Here is a 20,059-nt window from a genome sequence, read left to right as displayed (position 1 = left end):
CAGAACTCCAATACGCGATTGAGGATCGGTAAAAATATAGTCTACAGACGCTGTTTAAACTGGTAGTAGCGACCCTGTTTTGCCAACAGTTCTGCGTGATTACCTTGCTCAATAATGTGTCCGTTGTCCATCACAATTATCCGATCGAAGCTCGCCAGTCCGCGCAGGCGATGCGTCACCATCAGCACCGTTTTACCGGCCATAACATTCGCCAGTAAATCAAGGATTTGGCTTTCGGTAGTGGCATCCAACCCTTCTGTAGGTTCGTCCAGCAACATCAGCGGTGCATCGTGCAGCAGCGCACGGGCAATCGCCAGACGCCGCAGTTCGCCGCCGGAGAGTTGTCGTCCTCCTTCACCCAGCCAGCTGTTTAGCCCTTCGTCTTCAAGCAGCTTTTGCAGACCAACCTGCTCGAGCGTGGTACGAAGTGCCTCGTCAGATGCGTCCGGCGCTGCCAGCAGCAGGTTGTCGCGCAGCGTGGCGCTAAACAGATGCACGCGCTGTGGGACAACGCTGACGGTCTTGCGTAAGACCTGCTCGCTGAAATCAACCAGCGGCACCGCGTTAAAGAGAATCTGACCGTGCTGCGGGTCCCAGGCGCGCGTCAACAGCTGCAGCAGCGTTGACTTGCCGCAGCCGGTACGACCCAGGATTGCAATGCGCTGGCCTGGGTTAACGGAGAGATTGATATCTTCAAGTGCATTCTGCGTCTGTGTGTTATAGGCGAAGGTGACGTTATCCAGCGTCAGCGCAACCTGCGCAGGAACCGCGCTCTGTTCAGCAGTGAATTTCACCTCTGGTTCCTGCTCGGCAATCTCGGTGATGCGCAGGGCAGAGGCGATAACCTGTCCAAGATGCTGGAAGGCCCCCGTCACGGGTGCCAGCGCTTCGAAGGCTGCCAGTGCGCAGAAAACAAAGAGTGCAATCAGCGGGCCTGGCTGCAGATTTCCACCCACGCCGCCGGAGGCCATCCACAGCATCGCGATAACAGCCACGCCACCGATGAGCATCATCAGCGCCTGGGAGAAGGCCGTGAGTTCAGACTGTCGACGCTGGGCTTCATGCCAGTTCAACTCCGTACTTTCCATACGCGCGCGGTAACGCTTGCTGGCACCGAAAATGGTCAGTTCTGCCTGTCCCTGCAGCCAGGAGGTCAGCTGCTGACGATATTCTCCACGCAGGCGCGTCAGGCTTTCGCCAGTGGATTTACCGGCGCGATAGAACAGCGGCGGCAGGATAATCAGCGTCAGCAGCATAATGCCGCCTAGCGTCAGCGCGATCGGTACATCCAGAACACACAGCCCCAGCGTGACGACAACAATCACCACAAACGCGCCGACTATCGGTGAAATCACGCGCAGATAGAGGTGATCCAGCGTATCGACATCCGCAACCACGCGGTTGAGCAATTCGCCCTGACGAAAACGCGCCAGCCCGGCAGGGGAGAGCGGGAGCAGCTTGCTGAACGTGTAAATGCGCAGATGCTGGAGCACGCGGAACGTGGCGTCATGGCTGACCAGACGCTCGAAGTAACGCCCGGCGGTACGGGTAATAGCGGTGCCACGCACGCCCGCTGCCGGGAGCATGTAGTTAAAGCTGTAGAGTCCGGCGAAACCTGCAACGGCAGAGGCAGACAGGAACCAGCCGGAAAGGGTGAGCAGGCCGATGCTGGCGAGCAGGGTAATAATCGCCAGCACGATCCCCAGCGTCAGCATCCACTTGTGGCGCTTGTACAGGGCAAGATAAGGGAGCAGGGCACGCATCAGATGTCCTCCTGACGATTCGCGAGCAGGGCCGCAAAAGGCCCCTGCGCGGCAACGAGTGAGGCATAAGTGCCTTGCTCAACGAGTTGACCGTTTTCCATCACCCAAATCTGGTCCCAGTCGGCGATGCCTTCAAGCTGGTGGGTAACCATCAGCGTGGTTTGCTGCTGTGATGCGGCATTAAGCGCTTCCATTACGCGCTGTTCGCTGTGCGCGTCCAGGCTGGCGGCAGGCTCATCCAGCAGCATCAGCTGGCAGGGATTCAACAACGCGCGGGCAACCGCCACACGCTGCGCTTGCCCTACGGACAGTCCGGCAGACTGGTCGCCAACGACCGTATCCACCCCCTGCGGGAGCAGCGGCAGAAATTCGCTAACCCAGGCGCGATCGAGGACCGATTGCAGTTCGTCTTGCCGCGCGTCCGGGCGAGCCAGAAGCACGTTTTCACGTAGCGTGGAAGCCGGAAGCTGCGGGTTTTGTCCTACCCAGCTCAGCTGTTTGCGCCAGGCATCAGGCTCCAAATCGCACAACTCCGTTTTATTAATGCACAGCGAACCGGTGTAAGCCATAAAGCCGGAGAGTGCGTTCAACAGCGAGCTTTTTCCTGAGCCACTGGTTCCGACCAGCACCACGCGCTGCCCGGCAGGCAGGGTAAAGTTGAGCGGACCAGCCAGCACTTTGCCTTCGGGTGACAGAACAGAGAAATCCTTTGCTTCAATCGTCACGGGCTCTTTGGCGTTCAGGACGATGTCACCCCGCTCGGGATGCGCCAGCGGCGTTTCCAGGAACGTTTTCAGGCTATCGGCTGCGCCAACCGCCTGGGCTTTGGCGTGATAGAAGGTCCCCAGATCGCGCAGCGGCTGGAAAAACTCCGGGGCCAGGATCAGCGCCAGGAACCCGGCAGAAAGGGTCACCGCCGTGCCGTAATGGCCGAAATCCAGCGCGCCAAGGTAGGAGAAACCGAAGTAGACCGCCACAAGGGCAATCGACAGCGAGGTAAAGAATTCAAGTACGCCAGAGGAGAGGAATGCGAGACGCAGTACCTCCATGGTGCGCTGACGGAAATCCTGAGACGCCAGGCGAATATTTTCCGTTTCCGCTTCACCCCGGCCAAAAATACGCAGGGTTTCCATTCCGCGCAGCCGGTCAAGGAAATGGCCGCTCAGACGCCCCAGCGCGAGAAAGTTACGACGGTTAGCATCCGCCGCACCCATCCCAACCATCGCCATAAACAGCGGGATCAGCGGCGCGGTACCCAGCAGGATCAGCGCCGCTACCCAGTTGGTCGGGAAAATCGCAATCAGTATCAGCAGCGGTACGCAAACGGCCAGCGCCATCTGCGGCAGGTAGCGGGCGTAGTAGTCGTGCATATCGTCGATCTGCTCAAGGATCAGCGTCGCCCAGCTTCCCGCAGGTTTACCCTGGATCCAGGCTGGCCCGGCCTCCTGAAGACGATCCAGGACCTTACGGCGGATCTCGTAGCGGATGTGCTGTCCGGCATGAAAACCAACGCGTTCACGCAGCCAGACTACCCACGCACGAAGGATAAAAACCAGAATCAGGACAATAAAGGGCAACAGGAGCGCTTCACGCGGAATGTTCTCCATGATCATATGATTAAGAATGCGGGCCAGCAGCCATGCCTGGGCAACAATCAACAAACCACTGACGAGTCCCAGAAGACGGGAAATCATGAGCCAGCGGCGGGAAAGAACGCTTTGCTGTTTAAGCCAGCGTGTTAACTCTTGTTGACGGGTTTTTTCCATTGCGTACTTTGCAGGTGACGTTATAAGAAATTAGACCACTGCATGTTACACGCGGGGAAAAATAAAGGCGACCTGTGGCCGCCTTTATTTACGTTTGTTACTGACTTGTAAAGATTATTTACCTTGTTCAGCCAGTCCGTCGAGGTAGCGTTCAGCGTCCAGCGCGGCCATACAGCCGGTGCCCGCAGAGGTAATCGCCTGACGGTAAATATGGTCCATCACGTCGCCTGCCGCGAACACGCCGGGGATGCTGGTCTGGGTCGCGTTTCCGTGAATGCCGGACTGCACTTTGATGTAGCCGTTTTCCAGCTCCAGCTGACCCTCGAAGATCGCGGTGTTCGGGCTGTGACCGATCGCCACAAACAGACCCGCCACTTCCAGCGACTCGATGTTATCGGTGTTCTGGGTATCGCGCAGACGCAGACCGGCAACGCCCATCTGGTCGCCCGTCACCTCTTCCAGGGTACGGTGGGTGTGCAGCACGATGTTGCCGCTTGCCACTTTATCCATCAGGCGTTTGATCAGGATCTTCTCCGCGCGGAAGGTATCGCGACGGTGGATCAGATGCACTTCAGAGGCGATGTTCGCCAGGTAGAGCGCTTCTTCCACCGCGGTGTTACCGCCACCGATGACAGCGACTTTCTGATTGCGATAGAAGAAACCGTCGCAGGTGGCGCAGGCAGAGACGCCGCGGCCTTTGAACGCTTCTTCAGACGGCAGACCAAGGTAACGGGCAGAGGCACCGGTGGCGATGATCAGCGCGTCACAGGTGTATTCGCCGCTGTCGCCCGTCAGGCGGAACGGACGGTTCTGCAGATCGACCTTATTGATGTGGTCGAACAGAATTTCAGTTTCGAATTTGGCGGCATGCTCGTGCATACGTTCCATCAGCAGCGGCCCGGTCAGGTCGTTCGGGTCCCCTGGCCAGTTTTCCACTTCGGTGGTGGTGGTCAGCTGACCGCCTTTTTCCATACCGGTGATGAGTACCGGGTGCAGGTTAGCGCGTGCAGCATAGACCGCTGCGGTATATCCCGCAGGTCCAGAACCAAGGATTAGCAGCTTACTGTGTTTGGCCGTGCCCATGAGATCCCCATTGTTGTTGGCAGACATTTGGCTGGATTGTAGGGAATTTGTTGTCGTAAAAAAAGAGCGCAGCAATTTTGATATCAATCTGTGTAATAGCCACGGACGATGAATGAGGCGCTATAACATCACTATTTCGCCTGAAATCCGGTCGTTTATAAGGCAGTAAAATGACGATTAATACCCTGTCGTAATGAATATCCGGCATGTTGTACTAAAAATCGATGTTTTGCTTTGACAATCACCTGCGCTTTTGCGAAAACATTCAAGGAAGAAAAAAAACCGCGTTAACCGTGTGCCGCATAGGCATGCACGTAAATGCCATTTTTACCGTGTCAGTGAAATCTACGCATGGCGTGGACAGACGCCATACGTGATGTCGGTGACGGCCTCCGGGCAACGGTCTTCTTACCAACAGAACCCGAATCCGCATCGCGTCTATTACATAACCAGGCGATGTGATGACTAACGGGTACAGGCTCTGAACAGTGATGTGCACAGGGTCCAGGCAGGAGTAGGGAAGGAATACAGAGAGACAATAATAATGGTAGATAGCAAGAAGCGCCCTGGCAAAGATCTCGACCGTATCGATCGTAACATTCTTAATGAATTGCAAAAGGATGGGCGTATTTCCAACGTCGAGCTTTCAAAACGTGTGGGACTTTCCCCGACGCCGTGCCTCGAGCGTGTGCGCCGACTGGAAAGACAGGGTTTTATTCAGGGCTATACGGCTCTGCTTAACCCGCATTATCTGGATGCCTCACTTCTGGTATTTGTTGAGATTACTCTGAATCGTGGTGCGCCGGATGTGTTTGAACAATTCAACTCCGCTGTACAAAAACTTGAAGAAATTCAAGAGTGTCATCTGGTTTCCGGTGATTTCGACTACCTGTTGAAAACCCGCGTGCCTGATATGTCCGCCTACCGTAAGCTGCTGGGTGAAACCTTGCTGCGTCTGCCGGGCGTGAACGACACCCGTACGTATGTGGTGATGGAAGAGGTTAAACAGAGCAATCGTCTGGTTATTAAGACGCGCTAACACGGAACAGGTGCAAAATCAGCGTAGTTTGATTACACTCCTGTTAATCCATACAGCAACAGTGCCGGGGAGTCCCCGGCGCTGTTGTCCGTTTTAGCAAACAGGCAGGATATGCCTGATACCTGGAGAGCCTTTCTTGAGCCAGGAATACACTGAAGACAAAGAAGTCACACTATCGAAGCTAAGCAGCGGACGTCGTCTCCTCGAGGCTTTGCTGTTGGTTATTGCCCTTTTCGCCGTCTGGCTGATGGCAGCCTTACTCAGTTTCAATCCCTCCGATCCCAGCTGGTCGCAAACCGCATGGCATGAGCCTATCCATAATTTAGGTGGTGTACCGGGTGCCTGGCTTGCGGACACGCTCTTTTTCATTTTCGGTGTGATGGCCTATACCATTCCCGTCATTATCATTGGCGGATGCTGGTTTGCCTGGCGTCATCGTCAGAATGACGACTACATCGATTACTTCGCGGTATCGCTGCGCCTGATTGGCGCGCTGGCATTGATCCTCACATCGTGCGGGCTGGCGGCGATAAACGCCGACGATATCTGGTACTTCGCCTCCGGTGGCGTCATCGGCAGCCTGCTGAGTTCCGCCCTGCAGCCGATGCTTCACAGCAGCGGAGGTACCCTGACGCTGCTTTGCATCTGGGCCGCAGGGTTGACCCTCTTTACTGGCTGGTCGTGGGTGAGCATCGCCGAGAAGATCGGCAGCTTTATTCTCACTATCCTCACTTTCGCCAGTAACCGTACCCGTCGTGATGATACGTGGGTCGATGAAGACGAATATGAAGATGAGTACGAAGAGGAAGACGAGGCGCCGGTACAGCGTCGTGAATCTCGTCGTGCCCGTATTCTTCGCGGTGCGCTTGCGCGTCGTCAGCGCGTCGCTGAAAAATTTGCCAATCCGCTTGGGCGTAAAACCGATGCGGCGCTCTTCTCCGGCAAACGCATGGATGAAGACGAGCAGGTTGAGTACCATGCGGCGGGTGCCGCCGTCGATCCTGATGATGTGCTCTTCTCCGGCAGTCGTGCGATGCCGGGCGATTTTGACGAATACGATCCGCTGCTGAACGGTCATTCAGTGACAGAGCCGGTCGCAGCCGCCGCTGCCGCAACCACGGCAGCGCAGGCTTTTACTGCGCCGGCGGAAGCCGTAATGCCATCCGCGCCCGTTCCTGCACCGGAGTCGGTTATCCAGCAGCCTCAGGTTGACTGGCAGACTGCGCCGGGTGTTCACACCCCGGAACCTGTTATTGCGCCTGAACCAGAAAGCTATGTTCCTGTGCAGCAGGAACAATGGCAGCAGCCTTATCAGCCGGAGCCCGTGCATGAACCACAGGGATACCCGGAATATGAGCAGCCGGTCGCACAGCCGTATGTACCGGAACCGGTTGAACCTGCACAGCCATATATACAACCTGAGCCTGACGTGGCGGAAGAGGCGAAACCGTCTCGTCCACCGCTGTACTACTTTGAAGAAGTGGAAGAGCGCCGCGCCCGTGAGCGCGAGCAGCTGGCAGCCTGGTATCAACCTGTGCCGGAGCCGGTGCAAGAACCTGTCACAAAAGCGCCTTCCGTTTCCGTACCGCCAGTCGATCCAACGCCTGTGTCAGAGAGCGTGAAGCAAGCCTCTGCCGCTGCCGCGGCTGCGGCACCGGTCTTTAGCCTGGCGACCGGCGGCGCGCCTCGTCCTCAGGTGAAAGAGGGTATTGGCCCGCAGTTGCCTCGTCCTAATCGCGTTCGCGTGCCCACGCGCCGCGAGCTGGCTTCCTACGGCATCAAGCTGCCTTCCCAGCGTATGGCTGAGGAAAAAGCGCGTGAATCGGACTATGAAGACGACGCTGATGCACTCCATCAGGATGAGCTGGCGCGTCAGTTCGCCGCGCAGCAAAATCAGCGTTACGGTGAAGAATATCAGCACGACGAGCAAATCCAGGAAGATGAAGACGACGCGGCAGAAGCTGAATTAGCCCGCCAGTTCGCCGCTACGCAGCAGCAGCGTTATTCTGGTGAACAGCCTTCGGGCGCGAACCCGTTCTCGCTGACAGATTTTGAATTCTCACCGATGAAAGATCTGGTGGATGACGGCCCAAGCGAGCCGCTATTTACGCCGAGCGTAATGCCGGACGCTGAGCCTGTGCGCCAGCAGCCAGCGCCTCAGGCCTTCGCGCAGCCGCAGCAACCCGCTCAGCAACCGTATGCGCAACCGCAGCAGCCACAGCAACCGCCGCAGTTCCAGCAGCCTGCGCCTCAGCCGCAGGAAAGCCTTATTCACCCGCTGCTGATGCGTAACGGCGATAGCCGCCCGCTGCAGCGTCCCAGCACGCCGCTGCCGTCGCTGGATCTGTTAACGCCGCCGCCGTCAGAAGTGGAGCCGGTCGATACCTTTGCGCTCGAGCAAATGGCGCGACTTGTCGAAGCCCGTCTGGCTGATTTCCGCATCAAGGCGGACGTGGTGAACTATTCACCGGGTCCGGTGATCACGCGATTCGAACTGAATCTGGCGCCAGGCGTAAAAGCGGCGCGTATTTCCAACCTGTCCCGCGACCTGGCGCGTTCCCTGTCGACCGTGGCGGTACGCGTGGTGGAAGTGATCCCAGGCAAGCCGTACGTTGGGCTTGAGCTGCCGAACAAGAAACGCCAGACCGTTTACCTGCGTGAAGTGCTGGATAACACCAAGTTCCGCGATAACCCGTCTCCGCTGACCGTGGTGCTGGGTAAAGATATCGCAGGCGATCCGGTGGTGGCCGATCTCGCGAAAATGCCTCACCTGCTGGTTGCCGGTACCACCGGTTCCGGTAAGTCAGTCGGTGTGAACGCCATGATCCTCAGCATGCTGTACAAAGCGCAGCCGGAAGATGTGCGTTTCATCATGATTGACCCGAAAATGCTCGAACTGTCGGTCTACGAAGGGATCCCGCATCTGCTCACGGAAGTGGTGACGGACATGAAAGACGCCGCCAACGCCCTGCGCTGGAGCGTCAATGAGATGGAACGCCGCTACAAGCTGATGTCTGCGTTGGGCGTGCGTAACCTGGCCGGTTATAACGAGAAAATCGCCCAGGCTATGCGCATGGGACGTCCTATTCCGGATCCTTACTGGAAGCCCGGTGACAGCATGGATGCCCAGCATCCGGTGCTGGAAAAACTGCCTTATATCGTCGTGCTGGTTGATGAGTTTGCTGACCTGATGATGACCGTCGGTAAGAAAGTGGAAGAGCTGATTGCTCGCCTGGCGCAGAAAGCGCGTGCAGCCGGTATTCACCTTGTGCTGGCGACGCAGCGTCCTTCCGTGGACGTTATTACCGGTCTTATCAAAGCGAACATTCCGACGCGTATTGCGTTTACCGTATCAAGTAAAATTGACTCCCGTACCATTCTTGACCAGGGCGGCGCTGAGTCGCTGCTGGGTATGGGTGATATGCTTTACTCAGGCCCGAACTCCACCTCGCCGGTGCGTGTCCACGGTGCGTTCGTTCGCGATGAGGAAGTTCACGCCGTCGTTCAGGACTGGAAAGCGCGCGGTCGTCCACAATACGTTGACGGGATCACCTCTGACAGCGAGAGCGAAGGCGGCGGCGGTGGCTTTGACGGCGGTGAAGAGCTGGATCCGTTGTTCGACCAGGCGGTTAACTTTGTGACCGAAAAACGTAAGGCGTCCATTTCTGGCGTGCAGCGCCAGTTCCGCATCGGCTACAACCGCGCGGCGCGTATCATCGAGCAGATGGAAGCGCAGGGCATTGTGAGCGAGCAGGGGCATAACGGTAACCGCGAGGTGCTGGCTCCGCCGCCGTTTGATTAACCTTCAGCGATTGCAAAGAAGGGTAAATCAGCCAAAATTAAGCATTTTCTTCTGTCGCCTGCCTTCGGGCAGGTCCAGAATGGAAGACGGAAACCCCATTTTGGGACGACGTATTTTAAGGAATAACAATGAAAAAAATCGCCATCGCCTGTGCATTACTCACCAGTTTTGTTGCCAGCAGCGTCTGGGCTGATGCAGCCAGCGACCTTAAAAGCCGACTGGATAAAGTAAGCAGCTTCCACGCCAGCTTCACGCAAAAGGTGACTGACGGCAGCGGCAACGCGGTGCAGGAAGGCCAGGGAGATTTGTGGGTAAAACGCCCAAATCTCTTCAACTGGCACATGACCCAGCCGGATGAGAGTATCCTGGTGTCTGACGGTAAAACCCTGTGGTTCTTCAACCCGTTTGTTGAACAAGCCACGGCGACCTGGCTGAAAGACGCGACCAGCAATACGCCGTTTATGCTGATTGCCCGCAACCAGACCAGCGACTGGCAGCAGTACAACATCAAACAGAACGGTGATGAATTTGTTCTGACGCCGAAAGGCAGCAACGGCAACCTTAAGCAGTTCACCATTAACGTGAGCAGCAACGGGACGATTAATCAGTTCGGTGCGGTCGAACAAGACGATCAGCGCAGCAGCTATCAGCTGAAGTCTCAGCAAAACGGCGCTGTTGATGCATCGAAATTCACCTTTACCCCGCCGCAGGGCGTAACGGTGGATGACCAACGCAATAAGTAAGAGGCATGAGTGGGCAATCTGTCGCTCGATTTTTCAGATAATGCGTTTCAACCACTGGCCGCTCGCATGCGGCCAGAAAATTTAGCGCAGTACATCGGCCAGCAGCATCTGCTGGCTGCCGGGAAACCGTTGCCACGCGCCATTGAGGCCGGGCATCTGCACTCGATGATCCTCTGGGGGCCACCAGGCACCGGTAAAACGACCCTCGCTGAGGTGATCGCCCGATATGCGAACGCGGACGTTGAGCGGATTTCCGCCGTGACCTCCGGCGTGAAGGAGATCCGCGAAGCGATCGAGCGTGCGCGGCAGAACCGCAATGCAGGACGTCGGACTATCCTCTTCGTGGACGAAGTTCACCGCTTCAACAAGAGCCAGCAGGATGCCTTCCTGCCGCATATTGAAGACGGCACGATTTTCTTCATCGGTGCCACTACCGAAAACCCATCGTTTGAACTCAACTCTGCACTGCTTTCCCGTGCGCGCGTTTACCTGCTCAAATCGCTGACCACCGACGATATCGAAAAGGTGCTCACCCAGGCGATGGACGACAAAGCGCGGGGCTACGGTGGACAAGACATCGTTCTACCGGATGAGACGCGCCTCGCGATTGCTCAGTTGGTTAACGGCGATGCGCGTCGGGCATTGAACACGCTGGAAATGATGGCCGATATGGCCGAAATGGATGATTCCGGCAAGCGGGTGCTGAAGCCTGAATTGCTCACCGAAATAGCCGGTGAACGCAGCGCGCGTTTTGATAATAAAGGCGATCGTTTTTACGACCTGATCTCGGCGCTGCATAAGTCTGTGCGCGGGAGTGCCCCCGATGCGGCGCTTTACTGGTACGCGCGCATTATCACCGCGGGAGGCGATCCGTTATACGTCGCGCGTCGCTGCCTGGCGATTGCGTCAGAAGATGTCGGTAACGCCGACCCGCGCGCCATGCAGGTGGCTATCTCCGCCTGGGATTGTTTCACCCGCGTCGGGCCTGCGGAAGGCGAGCGTGCGATTGCGCAGGCGATTGTCTATCTGGCCTGCGCGCCGAAAAGCAATGCTGTTTATACCGCCTTCAAAGCAGCGATGTCTGATGCACGTGAGCGTCCGGACTACGATGTGCCGGTTCATCTGCGTAACGCACCAACGAAGTTGATGAAAGAGATGGGGTACGGGCAGGAGTATCGTTACGCCCACGACGAACCCAATGCCTACGCCGCCGGAGAAGAGTATTTCCCGCAGGAGATGGCACAAACCCGCTATTATCACCCCACAAACAGAGGTCTTGAGGGTAAGATTGGCGAAAAGCTCGCCTGGCTTGCCGGACAGGATCAAAATAGCCCTATAAAACGCTACCGTTAGCGCTATCGTTGCGGTAATGTTGGCGTTGTATCCCTGTGATCGCAGGCTGTGGTCACTTTTTCCTATTTTAATTCGATAAGCACAGGATAAGCATGCTCGATCCCAATCTGCTGCGTAATGAGCCAGACGCAGTCGCTGAAAAACTGGCACGCCGGGGCTTTAAGCTGGATGTAGATAAGCTGCGCGCTCTTGAAGAGCGTCGTAAAGTTCTGCAGGTACAAACTGAAAATCTGCAGGCAGAGCGTAACTCTCGATCGAAATCCATCGGCCAGGCGAAAGCGCGCGGGGAAGATATTGAGCCATTACGCCTGGAAGTGAACAAGCTGGGTGAAGAGCTGGATCAGGCGAAAGCTGAACTGGACGTTCTTCAGACCGAAATTCGTGATATCGCCCTGGCTATCCCGAACATTCCTGACGACAGCGTGCCGGTCGGTAAAGATGAAAACGACAACGTGGAAGTGAAGCGCTGGGGCACGCCTCGCGAGTTCGACTTCGAGGTTCGCGATCACGTGACCCTGGGCGAAATGCACGCGGGACTGGACTTTGCGGCGGCGGTTAAGCTGACCGGTTCTCGCTTCGTGGTCATGAAAGGCCAGATTGCCCATCTGCACCGCGCGCTGGCGCAGTTCATGCTGGATCTGCACACCGAGCAGCACGGTTACAGCGAAACCTACGTACCATATCTGGTTAACCACGATACGCTGTACGGTACGGGACAGCTGCCGAAATTTGCTGGCGATCTGTTCCACACCCGTCCGCTGGACGAGGAAGCCGACAGTAGCAACTACGCGCTGATCCCAACCGCGGAAGTGCCGCTGACTAACCTCGTGCGTGATGAGATCATCGACGAAGACGACCTGCCGATCAAACTGACTGCACACTCTCCGTGCTTCCGTTCTGAAGCGGGCTCTTACGGTCGTGATACCCGCGGTCTGATTCGTATGCACCAGTTCGACAAGGTTGAGATGGTGCAGATCGTTCGCCCGGAAGAGTCCATGGACGCGCTGGAAGAGATGACCGGCCACGCGGAGAAAGTGCTGGAGCTGCTGGGCCTGCCGTATCGCCGTATGGCGCTGTGTACCGGTGATATGGGTTTTGGTGCCTGCAAAACCTTCGACCTGGAAGTCTGGGTTCCTGCACAGAACACCTATCGTGAAATCTCCTCCTGCTCTAACGTCTGGGATTTCCAGGCGCGCCGCATGCAGGCTCGCTGCCGCAGCAAGTCCGACAAGAAGACCCGTCTGGTGCACACCCTGAACGGTTCTGGTCTGGCTGTGGGTCGTACGCTGGTTGCCGTGCTGGAAAACTATCAGCAGGCAGACGGACGTATTGAGATCCCGGAAGTGCTGCGTCCCTACATGAAGGGCCAGCAGTTCATCGGCTAATAATTTGTCTTAAAACAACAAAGCGCCTCAGGGCGCTTTTTTTATGCCTGCTAATTGATACGACTCAATAATCTCTCCCTCTAAAGTAGTAATACTCCTCCGAATGAAAGTCAGCATAAAAAGCTGATAACGAAGAAATTCGTTATACATAAAACTATATAGCGGTCCGCACCGCCTCTCTTTTCTTTGTGAGCAACCAAAGTGAGTCTTTATGAAAATCAAAGCGCCTGAAGCGTTAATGGCTGCCGAGGTCACTCGCCGTGGGTTGATGAAAACCACGGCAATTGGCGGCCTGGCCGTAGCCAGCAGCGCCTTCACGCTCCCTTTTACCCGACTGGCATCGGCGGCGGATGCATTATCCCCAGCTTCAGCCCCGGAAAAAGTGGTGTGGAGTGCCTGTACCGTTAACTGTGGTAGCCGTTGTCCTCTGCGTATGCATGTTGTGGACGGTGAAATCAAATATGTCGAAACAGACAATACCGGCGATGATAACTACGAAGGGTTACATCAGGTTCGTGCCTGTCTGCGTGGCCGTTCAATGCGCCGTCGCGTCTATAACCCGGATCGTCTGAAATACCCAATGAAGCGCGTCGGTAAGCGTGGGGAAGGGAAGTTCGAGCGTATTAGCTGGGACGAAGCCTACGATATTATCGCGACTAACATGCAGCGCCTGATCAAAGAGTATGGCAACGAATCCATCTACCTCAACTACGGCACCGGGACGCTGGGCGGTACCATGACCCGCTCCTGGCCGCCGGGTAAAACGCTGGTGGCGCGCCTGATGAACTGCTGCGGCGGCTATCTCAATCATTACGGCGATTACTCTTCCGCACAGATTGCTGCGGGTCTGAACTACACCTACGGCGGCTGGGCAGACGGTAACAGCCCGTCGGATATCGAAAACAGTAAACTGGTGGTGTTGTTCGGTAACAACCCAGGCGAAACCCGGATGAGCGGCGGTGGGGTAACCTATTATCTTGAGCAGGCGCGCGCCAAATCCAACGCACGTATGATCATCGTCGATCCGCGCTATACCGATACCGGCGCGGGACGTGAAGACGAGTGGATCCCTATTCGCCCTGGTACCGATGCGGCGCTGGTCAATGCGCTGGCGTATGTGATGATCACTGAAAACCTCGTCGATCAGCCGTTCCTTGATAAATACTGCGTTGGTTATGACGAGAAGACCCTGCCAGCCAGCGCACCGGCTAACGGGCATTACAAAGCGTACATTCTTGGTCAGGGCAGCGACGGGGTAGCGAAAACCCCTGAGTGGGCATCCACCATTACCGGCATTCCAGTCGAGCGTATTGTTCAGCTGGCCCGTGAAATTGGTTCAGCAAAACCGGCTTATATCAGCCAGGGATGGGGACCACAGCGTCACGCGAACGGCGAAATTGCCACCCGCGCTATTTCTATGCTCTCGATTCTGACTGGCAACGTTGGTATTCACGGCGGTAATAGCGGGGCGCGTGAAGGCTCGTATGAAGTCCCGTTTGAACGTATGCCAACGCTGGATAACCCGGTTCAGACCAGCATCTCCATGTTTATGTGGACGGACGCGATCGAGCGCGGCCCGGAAATGACCGCGCTGCGTGACGGTGTTCGAGGCAAAGATAAGCTGGACGTGCCGATCAAAATGATCTGGAACTATGCCGGTAACTGTCTTATCAACCAGCACTCTGAAATCAACCGCACCCATGAAATCCTGCAGGATGACAAGAAGTGCGAAATGATTGTGGTCATTGACTGCCACATGACCTCCTCGGCGAAATATGCCGATATCCTGCTGCCGGACTGTACCGCGTCAGAGCAGATGGATTTCGCGCTGGATGCCTCCTGCGGCAACATGTCCTATGTGATCTTCACTGACCAGGCCATCAAACCGCGCTTTGAGTGCAAAACTATCTATGAGATGACCTCTGAGCTGGCGAAACGTCTTGGCGTTGAGCAGCAGTTTACCGAAGGGCGTACTCAGGAAGGGTGGATGCGCCATCTGCATGAACTCTCCCGCAAGGCGATCCCGGACCTCCCTGACTTCGACACCTTCCGCAAGCAGGGGATGTACAAACAGCGCGATCCGGAAGGGCATCACGTGGCGTACAAAGCTTTCCGCGAAGATCCGCAGGCTAACCCGCTGACCACCCCGTCGGGCAAAATCGAAATTTACTCCGAATCGCTGGCAAAAATTGCCTCCACCTGGGAGCTGCCGGAAGGGGACGTTATCGATCCGCTGCCGATCTACACGCCGGGTTTCGAAAACTACAACGATCCGCTTACCGCGAAATTCCCGCTGCAGCTGACCGGTTTCCATTACAAGGCCCGCGTCCACTCAACCTACGGCAACGTCGACGTGCTGAAAGCCGCGTGTCGCCAGGAGATGTGGATCAACCCGATGGATGCCAAAGCTCGTGGAATTAACAATGGTGACCGTGTGCGCATCTTCAATGGTCGTGGTGAGGTACATATCGAAGCCAAAGTCACTCCGCGCATGATGCCTGGCGTTGTCGCGCTAGGGGAAGGGGCCTGGTATAACCCGGATGCAAACCGCATTGACCAGGCGGGCAGTATTAACGTACTGACCACACAGCGGCCGTCGCCACTGGCGAAGGGCAACCCGTCCCACACGAACCTTGTTCAGGTTGAAAAGGTGTAAGGAGTAACCCATGACAACCCAGTATGGATTTTTTATTGATTCCAGCCGCTGCACAGGGTGTAAAACCTGCGAGCTGGCCTGCAAAGATTACAAAGACCTGACGCCGGACGTGAGCTTCCGCCGCATTTACGAATACGCCGGGGGCGACTGGCAGGAAGATAACGGCGTTTGGCATCAGAACGTTTTTGCGTATTACCTGTCGATTGCCTGTAACCACTGTGAAGATCCTGCCTGCACGAAGGTTTGCCCGAGCGGAGCGATGCACAAGCGCGAAGACGGTTTTGTGGTAGTGGACGAAGATGTCTGCATCGGCTGCCGCTATTGCCACATGGCGTGTCCGTACGGTGCGCCTCAGTACAACGAAACAAAAGGCCATATGACCAAGTGCGACGGCTGCCACTCCCGCGTGGCCGACGGTAAAAAGCCGATCTGCGTGGAATCCTGCCCGCTGCGGGCGCTGGACTTTGGCCCGATAGAAGAGCTGCGTAAAAAACACGGCCAGCTTGCTGCCGTCGCGCCGCTGCCGTCCGCGCACTTCACCAAACCGAGTATTGTCATTAAACCTAACGCCAACAGCCGTCCTACAGGTGACACCACCGGCTATCTGGCAAACCCGAAGGAGGTGTGAGATGGGAAGTGGATGGCATGAATGGCCGCTGATGATCTTCACGGTCTTTGGGCAGTGCGTTGCGGGCGGCTTTATTGTGCTCGCGCTGGCGCTGTTGAAGGGTAATCTCAACGCTGAACAGCAGCAGCGTCTGGTGCTGAGCATGTTTGGCCTGTGGGTACTGATGGGGCTTGGCTTTATTGCTTCTACGCTGCACCTCGGCTCACCAATGCGCGCGTTCAACTCTCTGAACCGCGTGGGCGCATCGTCCCTCAGTAACGAGATTGCCAGTGGGGCGATTTTCTTTGCTGTTGGCGGGCTGGGCTGGCTGCTGGCCGCGTTGAATAAATTACCTGCGGCGCTGCGCAGCCTGTGGCTGATTGTGACGATGGTGCTGGGCGTGGTGTTCGTGTGGATGATGGTGCGTGTCTATAACACCATTGATACTGTCCCAACCTGGCACAGCGTCTGGACACCGATGAGCTTCTTCCTGACGATGTTTATCGGCGGTCCGCTGCTGGGCTACCTGCTGCTGCGCGTGGCGGGTGTGGATGGCTGGGCAATGCGTTTGCTGCCTGCCGTTTCGCTACTGGCTTTGGTCGTGAGCGCGGTGGTTGCTCTGATGCAAGGGGCGGAGCTGGCAACGATTCACAGTTCGATTCAGCAGGCCTCTGCCCTGGTCCCGGATTACGGTTCTCTGATGGCCTGGCGCATCGTTCTGCTGGTCGCGGCGCTGGTATTCTGGATCGCCCCTCAGCTTAAAGGCTATCAGCCCGCGCTGCCGCTGCTGTCCCTGGCCTTTGTGCTGGTACTGGCGGGTGAACTGATTGGCCGCGGCGTGTTCTACGGGTTGCATATGACCGTTGGTATGGCTATCGCCAGTTAACGTCGCATTTGGGTTATATCAAGCCGGGCCCGAGCGCCCGGCTTTTCTTTTTTCGATCATGAAATTTTTCGACTGTCGTTTTGTTTTAATTTTGCCCATTAATAAATAAAAACAGACACATAATTAATATCTATAGCAGGCGTGGCATTAGCAGGATAAGTTTTTTAAATCGACAGGGATCATATTGTGCGTGGCGCGTAAATCAGTGGATTGACTTTGTTTTTGCCAGTGGCATGATGCGCACGAAATCTGAACTTCCTCACGGTTTTTAATCCATGACCACCTATACCCGGCCAGTGCTTCTGTTGCTCTGTGGCCTGCTTCTGTTGACCCTGGCGATCGCAGTGTTAAATACGCTCGTCCCGCTGTGGCTCGCCCATGAAAACTTACCGACCTGGCAGGTGGGTATGGTCAGTTCGTCCTTTTTTACCGGGAACCTGCTGGGCACGTTATTAACCGGTAGCCTAATTAAGCGTTTTGGATTTAATCGCAGCTATTATCTGGCTTCGCTGATTTTTGCCGCCGGGTGTGCCGGGCTGGGCCTGATGGTTGGTTTCTGGAGCTGGATGGCGTGGCGCTTTATCGCTGGCGTAGGCTGCGCGATGATTTGGGTGGTGGTTGAAAGTGCGCTCATGTGCAGCGGCACGTCACGTAACCGTGGACGCCTGCTTGCCGCCTATATGATGGTTTACTACGTCGGCACCGTGCTGGGTCAACTGATGGTGAGCAAGCTGCCAACCGACCTGATGAGCGTTCTGCCGTGGGTTACGGGCATGGTTCTGGCCGCGATCCTGCCGCTGCTGTTTACGCGCATTGTGAACCAGAACAGCGAGCATCAGGAAGCGACTCACATCTGGCCGATGCTGAGGCTGCGTCATGCGCGCCTGGGTGTTAACGGCTGTATTATTTCCGGGATTGTTCTCGGCTCGCTCTATGGCCTGATGCCGCTCTATCTGAATCATCAGGGCGTCAGCGATTCCGGAATTGGCTTCTGGATGGCGGTCATGGTGAGTGCGGGGATCGTCGGGCAGTGGCCTATTGGTCGCCTGGCCGATCGCTTCGGTCGTCTGCTGGTGCTGCGCGTTCAGGTCTTCGTGGTGATCGTGGGATGCCTTGCCATGCTCAGCAATGCCGCTATGGCACCGGCCCTGTTTATACTTGGTGCCGCGGGCTTTACGCTCTATCCGGTCGCGATGGCCTGGGCCTGTGAGAAGGTTGAACATCATCAGCTGGTGGCGATGAACCAGGCGCTGCTGCTGAGCTATACCGTCGGCAGTTTATTAGGGCCGACGCTTACCGCGATGCTGATGCAGAATTATTCCGATAACCTGCTGTTTATCATGATCGCCAGCGTATCGTTTATTTATCTCTTAATGCTGCTGCGCAAAGCGGGAGAGCACCCAACGCCAGTTGCACATGCCTGATTAAATAAAAGCCTGTCGATGACAGGCTTTTTTGTCCCCATCACAACTAAGAGTTTTACTTATTGTTTGTTTATCGCGCCAGGCGATAATTCATGTGAGTCCTACCACAATAAGGCAGCAATCATGTCTATTCGTCGTTTTTCCACTACAGCGCTTGCCGTAGTGTTGTCTTTAACGTTTGCAACCGCACCGGTCATGGCTAATCCTGGAAACGGGAATGGCGGTGGTCACGGTAACGGTGGTGGACAAGGTAATAGCGGCAATCATGGCAACGGGAATTCTGGTGACCATGGTAATAAGCAAAATAGCGGTAAGGATAATCCGGGAAAATCGGATAAGAGCTTCAAAAACAGCAAAGATGTCGGTAATGATGTCGACGCTCGGGTGAGCTTCGATCATGCGCGCCATCTGGCACTGAACTACGGCTTAACGGGCTATGATTCTCTGCCTCCGGGGATTGCAAAAAACCTGGCGCGCGGTAAACCGCTGCCTCCGGGCATTGCGAAGAAAACCGTGCCAGCGTCTATGCTGGGCCAACTTCCTTCTTATCCGGGCTATGAATGGCGGGTAGTGGGTGACGACCTGGTCTTAATTGCACTGAGTACAGCCATTGTGACCTCCGTTATTAACGGCGTCTTTAAATAGAATATAAAAAGGCCCGGTTCTCACCGGGCCTTTCTTTAATACATTACCTTGTGGCCGTACTGTTCAAGAATACCTTTGACGCGTTCCATCGTCTCTTTCTTCGGCGGCTTCACGCCATCGAGTTTGTACTCTTCACCCATTGCCACCCACTTATGTTTACCCAGCTCGTGGTAGGGCAGAAGCTCAATTTTCTCGACGTTGCCCATGTCGCGGGTAAATTCGCCCAGACGGTGCGCGGAATCCTCGTCATCTGACCAGCCAGGCACCACCACGTAGCGGATCCAGGTTTTGATGCCTTTGTCGGCAATGTATTTGGCAAATTCCAGCGTGCGATGGTTGGAGACGCCCACGAGGTTCTGGTGGATCTCATCGTTCATCTGTTTGAGATCGAGCATCACCAGATCGGTCACCTCGAGCAGTTCATCAATCACCGGATCGTAGCGGCGTACAAAGCCGTTGGTGTCGAGACAGGTATGGATACCTTCCTTGCGGCAGGCGCGGAACCAGTCGCGGACAAATTCAGCCTGCAGAATGGCTTCACCGCCGGACGCCGTCACGCCGCCGCCGGACGCGTTCATAAAGTGGCGGTAGGTCACCACCTCTTTCATCAGATCTTCAACGGTCACTTCTTTACCGCCGTGCGTGTCCCAGGTGTCACGGTTATGGCAGTACAGGCAGCGCATCAGGCAGCCCTGGAAAAAGGTGATAAAGCGGATACCCGGGCCATCGACGGTGCCACAGGATTCAAAGGAGTGAATACGACCAATAGTTGACATTGCGGTGATATCTCCATCATCGGCCCGTCCGGGGCCTGTGTATGCACAGCTCAAAGCCGGCTGTGTTAAGTCTGTTTTGGCTGTTATCCATTCAGTATAGATAGCGGACAAAAGAGACTGAGGTGGAGAGG

At 56.0% G+C, this 20,059-nt stretch carries 14 protein-coding genes; 10 read left to right on the top strand and 4 right to left on the bottom strand.

The features are described 5' to 3' along the window. Positions 1–41 precede the first annotated feature (41 nt). The 3 genes from cydC to trxB form a co-directional block, all read right to left on the bottom strand. A complete protein-coding gene (gene cydC / locus KK102_RS05215; protein WP_126543579.1) occupies positions 42–1,763 on the bottom strand; it encodes a heme ABC transporter ATP-binding protein/permease CydC in 1,722 nt (573 codons plus the stop codon). Beyond that, positions 1,763–3,529, bottom strand: a complete 1,767-nt coding sequence (cydD, locus tag KK102_RS05210; protein WP_216357102.1) for a heme ABC transporter permease/ATP-binding protein CydD — start codon at positions 3,527–3,529, stop codon at positions 1,763–1,765. Before cydD ends, cydC begins: the two co-directional genes overlap by 1 nt. Before the next feature lie 114 nt (positions 3,530–3,643). Next, entirely contained in the window at positions 3,644–4,612 is a 969-nt protein-coding gene (gene trxB, locus KK102_RS05205) for a thioredoxin-disulfide reductase (protein ID WP_126543581.1), read from the bottom strand. Positions 4,613–5,156: 544 nt separating this feature from the next. Here trxB and lrp point away from each other — a divergent pair. From lrp to KK102_RS05155, 10 genes are all read left to right on the top strand, one after another. Further along, positions 5,157–5,651 carry a leucine-responsive transcriptional regulator Lrp gene (gene lrp, locus KK102_RS05200; RefSeq protein ID WP_002439523.1) on the top strand — a complete coding sequence of 165 codons (495 nt, stop codon included), beginning with the start codon at positions 5,157–5,159 and terminating at the stop codon, positions 5,649–5,651. A 136-nt stretch (positions 5,652–5,787) separates the two neighbouring features. Beyond that, a complete protein-coding gene (locus KK102_RS05195) occupies positions 5,788–9,453 on the top strand; it encodes a DNA translocase FtsK 4TM domain-containing protein (protein WP_216357101.1) in 3,666 nt (1,221 codons plus the stop codon). A 128-nt stretch (positions 9,454–9,581) separates the two neighbouring features. Beyond that, positions 9,582–10,196, top strand: coding sequence for an outer membrane lipoprotein periplasmic chaperone LolA (gene lolA / locus KK102_RS05190; protein ID WP_216357100.1), 615 nt, complete (start codon positions 9,582–9,584; stop codon positions 10,194–10,196). Between the two features lie 9 nt (positions 10,197–10,205). Beyond that, on the top strand, positions 10,206–11,549 hold the full coding sequence (rarA, locus tag KK102_RS05185; RefSeq protein ID WP_126543585.1) for a replication-associated recombination protein RarA: 1,344 nt from the start codon (positions 10,206–10,208) through the stop codon (positions 11,547–11,549). Positions 11,550–11,641: 92 nt separating this feature from the next. Beyond that, positions 11,642–12,934 (top strand): serine--tRNA ligase, encoded by a 1,293-nt coding sequence (gene serS / locus KK102_RS05180; protein WP_010429208.1) that lies wholly within the window; start codon positions 11,642–11,644, stop codon positions 12,932–12,934. 211 nt (positions 12,935–13,145) lie between these two features. Further along, positions 13,146–15,590: a dimethylsulfoxide reductase subunit A gene (dmsA, locus tag KK102_RS05175; RefSeq protein ID WP_216357099.1), complete on the top strand. Its 2,445-nt coding sequence runs from the start codon at positions 13,146–13,148 to the stop codon at positions 15,588–15,590. Between the two features lie 10 nt (positions 15,591–15,600). Continuing rightward, positions 15,601–16,218 carry a dimethylsulfoxide reductase iron-sulfur subunit DmsB gene (gene dmsB / locus KK102_RS05170; protein ID WP_126543587.1) on the top strand — a complete coding sequence of 206 codons (618 nt, stop codon included), beginning with the start codon at positions 15,601–15,603 and terminating at the stop codon, positions 16,216–16,218. Position 16,219: 1 nt separating this feature from the next. Continuing rightward, positions 16,220–17,083 carry a dimethyl sulfoxide reductase anchor subunit family protein gene (locus KK102_RS05165; RefSeq protein ID WP_216357098.1) on the top strand — a complete coding sequence of 288 codons (864 nt, stop codon included), beginning with the start codon at positions 16,220–16,222 and terminating at the stop codon, positions 17,081–17,083. Between the two features lie 275 nt (positions 17,084–17,358). Continuing rightward, the gene (locus KK102_RS05160; RefSeq protein WP_126543589.1) at positions 17,359–18,507 is read left to right on the top strand and encodes an MFS transporter; all 1,149 of its coding nucleotides are present in this window, start codon (positions 17,359–17,361) and stop codon (positions 18,505–18,507) included. Between the two features lie 123 nt (positions 18,508–18,630). Beyond that, positions 18,631–19,152, top strand: coding sequence for an anti-virulence regulator CigR family protein (locus tag KK102_RS05155; RefSeq protein WP_126543590.1), 522 nt, complete (start codon positions 18,631–18,633; stop codon positions 19,150–19,152). A 35-nt stretch (positions 19,153–19,187) separates the two neighbouring features. Here KK102_RS05155 and pflA read toward each other — a convergent pair whose 3' ends face one another. Beyond that, positions 19,188–19,928, bottom strand: a complete 741-nt coding sequence (gene pflA / locus KK102_RS05150; protein ID WP_216357097.1) for a pyruvate formate lyase 1-activating protein — start codon at positions 19,926–19,928, stop codon at positions 19,188–19,190. Positions 19,929–20,059: the final 131 nt, after the last annotated feature.

The sequence above is a fragment of the Enterobacter quasimori genome, from assembly GCF_018597345.1.
Taxonomy (GTDB): domain Bacteria; phylum Pseudomonadota; class Gammaproteobacteria; order Enterobacterales; family Enterobacteriaceae; genus Enterobacter; species Enterobacter mori.
Note: the sequence above shows the minus strand (reverse complement) of the source record. Positions and strands in the feature narration are given on the sequence as shown.

Excerpts from the sequence above, each read along its gene's own strand:
- cydD (WP_216357102.1), bottom strand. The coding sequence starts at position 3,529 with ATGGAAAAAACCCGTCAACAAGAGTTAACACGCTGGCTTAAACAGCAA.
- lolA (WP_216357100.1), top strand. The coding sequence starts at position 9,582 with ATGAAAAAAATCGCCATCGCCTGTGCATTACTCACCAGTTTTGTTGCC.
- KK102_RS05160 (WP_126543589.1), top strand. The coding sequence starts at position 17,359 with ATGACCACCTATACCCGGCCAGTGCTTCTGTTGCTCTGTGGCCTGCTT.
- cydC (WP_126543579.1), bottom strand. The coding sequence starts at position 1,763 with ATGCGTGCCCTGCTCCCTTATCTTGCCCTGTACAAGCGCCACAAGTGG.
- serS (WP_010429208.1), top strand. The coding sequence starts at position 11,642 with ATGCTCGATCCCAATCTGCTGCGTAATGAGCCAGACGCAGTCGCTGAA.
- lrp (WP_002439523.1), top strand. The coding sequence starts at position 5,157 with ATGGTAGATAGCAAGAAGCGCCCTGGCAAAGATCTCGACCGTATCGAT.
- dmsB (WP_126543587.1), top strand. The coding sequence starts at position 15,601 with ATGACAACCCAGTATGGATTTTTTATTGATTCCAGCCGCTGCACAGGG.
- KK102_RS05165 (WP_216357098.1), top strand. The coding sequence starts at position 16,220 with ATGGGAAGTGGATGGCATGAATGGCCGCTGATGATCTTCACGGTCTTT.
- KK102_RS05155 (WP_126543590.1), top strand. The coding sequence starts at position 18,631 with ATGTCTATTCGTCGTTTTTCCACTACAGCGCTTGCCGTAGTGTTGTCT.
- pflA (WP_216357097.1), bottom strand. The coding sequence starts at position 19,928 with ATGTCAACTATTGGTCGTATTCACTCCTTTGAATCCTGTGGCACCGTC.
- dmsA (WP_216357099.1), top strand. The coding sequence starts at position 13,146 with ATGAAAATCAAAGCGCCTGAAGCGTTAATGGCTGCCGAGGTCACTCGC.
- trxB (WP_126543581.1), bottom strand. The coding sequence starts at position 4,612 with ATGGGCACGGCCAAACACAGTAAGCTGCTAATCCTTGGTTCTGGACCT.